Source organism: Bradyrhizobium sp. CCBAU 11386, from assembly GCF_028128955.1.
In the GTDB taxonomy this organism is placed as follows: domain Bacteria; phylum Pseudomonadota; class Alphaproteobacteria; order Rhizobiales; family Xanthobacteraceae; genus Bradyrhizobium.
The window spans coordinates 1-3,418 of the sequence record NZ_LBKA01000122.1; the positions used below are offsets into that span (position 1 = coordinate 1).

2 protein-coding genes and 1 pseudogene are annotated in these 3,418 nt (G+C 60.5%); 1 reads left to right on the top strand and 2 read right to left on the bottom strand.

Annotated elements, in window-relative coordinates:
* Both XI09_RS08815 and XI09_RS08820 read right to left on the bottom strand, forming a co-directional pair.
* The coding region (locus tag XI09_RS08815; RefSeq protein ID WP_271566492.1) for an IS110 family transposase at window positions 1–814 on the bottom strand (814 nt) is incomplete at its 3' end.
* Window positions 815–1,245: 431 nt separating this feature from the next.
* Entirely contained in the window at window positions 1,246–2,364 is a 1,119-nt protein-coding gene (locus XI09_RS08820; RefSeq protein ID WP_271566493.1) for an IS110 family transposase, read from the bottom strand.
* Window positions 2,365–2,472: 108 nt separating this feature from the next.
* On the opposite strand from XI09_RS08820, the pseudogene XI09_RS08825 reads away from it, so the two are divergent.
* Window positions 2,473–3,379: pseudogene (locus tag XI09_RS08825) on the top strand (IS3 family transposase); the annotation flags it as partial.
* Window positions 3,380–3,418 lie beyond the last annotated feature (39 nt).

Genomic DNA, 3,418 nt, shown 5'->3' on the forward strand with positions numbered 1-3,418 from the left:
CAAGCAACGTCTGTTTTCCGCCGGTCGAGTATTGCCTGGGCACTAGCCCCAGCCAGGCAGCAAGGTCGCGGGCCTTGCGAAATTGCCGCCCATCACCAATCGCGGCAAGTACGGCGGTCGCACCCAATGCGCCGATACCGGGGATTGTCATCAGCCGGCGTGTAACGTCCTCTCGATCGGCGACCGCTTCGATCTCCTTTGTCACTTCGCGGATCCGTTCTTCGAGGCGGCGGAGGTCGGCGAAGAGATCGCCCAGCAGGCGACGCATCATTGGTGACAAATCGTTTCCTTCGTCATTCAAAGCGCGCGGCAACTCGAGTTTGAACATTCCGGCACCCTGACGCAAAGGTACACCGTACTCGAGGCAGAAGGCCCGCATCTGATTGATCAGGCGTGTCCTCGAGCCGACCATCTGGTCACGGATTCGATGCAGGGCTTGAAGATCGACCTGGCCCTCCTCCTTTACGGCGACGAAGCGCATTGTCGGTCGCGTTGCGGCCTCAGCGATCGCCTCGGCGTCGATGATATCGTTCTTGTTTGATTTCACGTAGGGTTTCACGAATTGCGCGGGGATCAGGCGCACCTTGTGACCAAGTGCCTGTATCTTCCGGGCGAGCCACTGTGAACCGGCGCAGGATTCCATGCCAACTATGCTTGGTTGTGCCCGAGCAAAGAACTGAAGAAGGGTATCCCGTCGAAAGCGAACTTTCTGAACAGGAGTGCCGTCGCAGCTCAGGCCAACGACGTGGAACAGGTTCTTGCCAATGTCGATTCCATAGACTGCCGCCGGTCGCGGCAAATTGCGATGGGCCATGATACTCTCCTCTTTTGATCTGGCCTTCCTATGATGAAGGAGGAGGACGGGGCGGACCATCCCATTCTGATGTCCTCAGTCAAGCACACAACGCACGGTTTGCCATCTCCACGACGACCATCGTGAAGTTCTTGCGCCGATGGATCGTGCAGAGGAGAAGGCGGAACCCAAAGACGTCGGTGAACAGGCTCTGATGCGCGGGTTGGATACCGCATTTCCGTTTTTTCGTCTGGGGCTGTCCCTGGTCTAGCGTCGGGCGTCGATCGGATGATCGGCCACATAATGGGTTTCAGGATTTCCCCTGCCGCGGTCCCACCTTCACCTCTGCACGATTGATGTCTGCGACTACCCCTAATCCCGATTGCAACAAAGGGGGCTGTGGGCCGGTCGAACGCACCTCACGACTCGAGCGGTCCACAGCCCCAGCGACGTTACGCCTGTCGAGATGGCATGAGCTCGCGATTGATTGCCCAAATGAAGGCGGATAGCTCTCGGGCAATCGCCGTGACGATTACGGTTCGCCGCTTGCCCTTCCGCTCGAGTGAGCGGAAGCGTCCGCACAATCTGGTTTGCGCTTTCCACGCAATCTCTCGCGCGCGTCTCGGTGCGGCCTCCACCTTTGGCTGCTTGTCTCGGCTTACGCGCGGCGGATATCGATAGCTCCAGGCCGCCTCCACAAGAATACGTCGCGCCCGCCCATTACCGGCTTTGGTGATGCCGCCTCGCTTGACCTTGTCGCCAGTCGAGTTTTCCGTGGGCACCAGACCCAGATAGCTCATCAGCTCGCGCGGATTTTGAAAGCGGGAGAGATCACCGATCTCGGCCAGCACCCCCACAGCCGCAATGAGATCAATTCCCCGCATCGCCTGCAGGGCCGCGACAACCTCGGCAAGCGACCACTCGGGTACTACCTCGCGTATGGCATCTTCCAAACGCTCCATTCGCTCACTTTCCTGGCGTATCCCCTCAAGTAACTCTTCGAATGCGATGCGCTGCTCGCGATGCTCGAGTTTCTGCGACATCAGCCATCTAATGTGGGCTGGTCCCCACGTTGTCTTGCCCGGATAGATGCGTCCCAGCCGCAGCATCAATGACGAGATCTGCTGACGCTTGCCCTGGAGGTCCTTCTTCACTGCCTGACGGGCGCGCGAGAGATCGCGCATAGCCTCATGGCGCTCGTCCGGCACCCACACTGCGGTGAGCTCGCCCGCGCGCAACAGCTTGGCGAGGCTTACCGCATCGCGCCGGTTCGTCTTCACTCGATCGCCGGCCTTCTTCGGAATGAGCGAGGGGGCCACCACCAGGCAGTCATGGCCGAGGCTCTTGAGTAGTCTGTAGAGGCCATATCCTGTCGGCCCTGCTTCGTAGCAAAACGTCAGATGAGAGCATTTCGCTGCAAGCTTTGCCACCAGCTTTCGGATCGCGGCCTCTGTGGCAGAAAACTCCCCGAGATATCGTACCTCGCCGCCACGGCCGCCATCGGCAATGGCTATTGCATTGCGCGATTTTGACGTATCGATTCCGACAAAGACCTCGGTATGATGACCCACGACTCGCCCTCCTTGTTTGAGGCTCTGCCCGGTCTATCCAGGCAACCCTCGTCGCAACATCGAGGGTGAGTCGCCTCATTTTGTGGAGGGACATACAGTCTAGTGGTGAAGCGGAAAGCTGTCGCCCATCTCGTGGACGCCCACGGGATGAGCGAACGGCGGGCGTGTAAAGCCATCGGCTGTTGCCGCATGACCATTAGATATCGGACGACCCGGGCGGACGACGCGGCCCTACGCCAACGCATGAGAGCGATCGCCGAGGTGCGCCGTCGCTTCGGCTATCTCGCCTGCATGTTCTGCTCAGGCGGGAGGGCTATCTGGTCAACCACAAGAAACTGTTCCGGCTCTACCGGGAAGAGAGGCTCGCGGTCCGTCGCCGTGGTGGCCGCAAGCGGGCGCTCGGGACCAGGGCGCCGATGGTGGTGCCGATAGCGCCGAATGACCGCTGGTCGCTCGACTTCGTCTCGGACCAGCTCACCGATGGCCGCCGCTTCCGCATCCTGACCGTGGTCGACGAGTGCACGCGCGAATGCCTGGCGTTGGTGGCCGACACCTTGCTGTCGGGCTCCCGGGTGGCGCGGGAGCTGGACCGGCTGATCATCGAGCGCGGCAAGCTCAAAATGGTGGTCAGCGACAACGGCACCGAATTGACCAGCAACGCCATCCTGACATGGGCCGATCAGAGCCGCGTCGCCTGGCATTACATCGCGCCCGGCAAGCCGACGCAGAATGCCTTCATCGAAAGCTTCAATGGCCGTCTCCGAGACGAATTGTTGAACGAGACGCTGTTCACGTCGCTGGCCCAGGCCCGCGTCGAACTCGGACATTGGCGGGCCGACTACAACGATACGCGACCTCACTCGCAACTCGGATGGAAAGCACCATCGGAGTTTGCCTTCACCTGCAACCCGCGACGGGATCTGGCGCTGCGCTATGCCGATGGCTCCGCACCAGCTCCCGTACCACCGCCCATTCGGGTAAATCCAACAGCCGGGGCGAACTCAGGACTGGATAAAACTTGATGTGGTGGAACGGCCCGCTCCAACAGCATCAA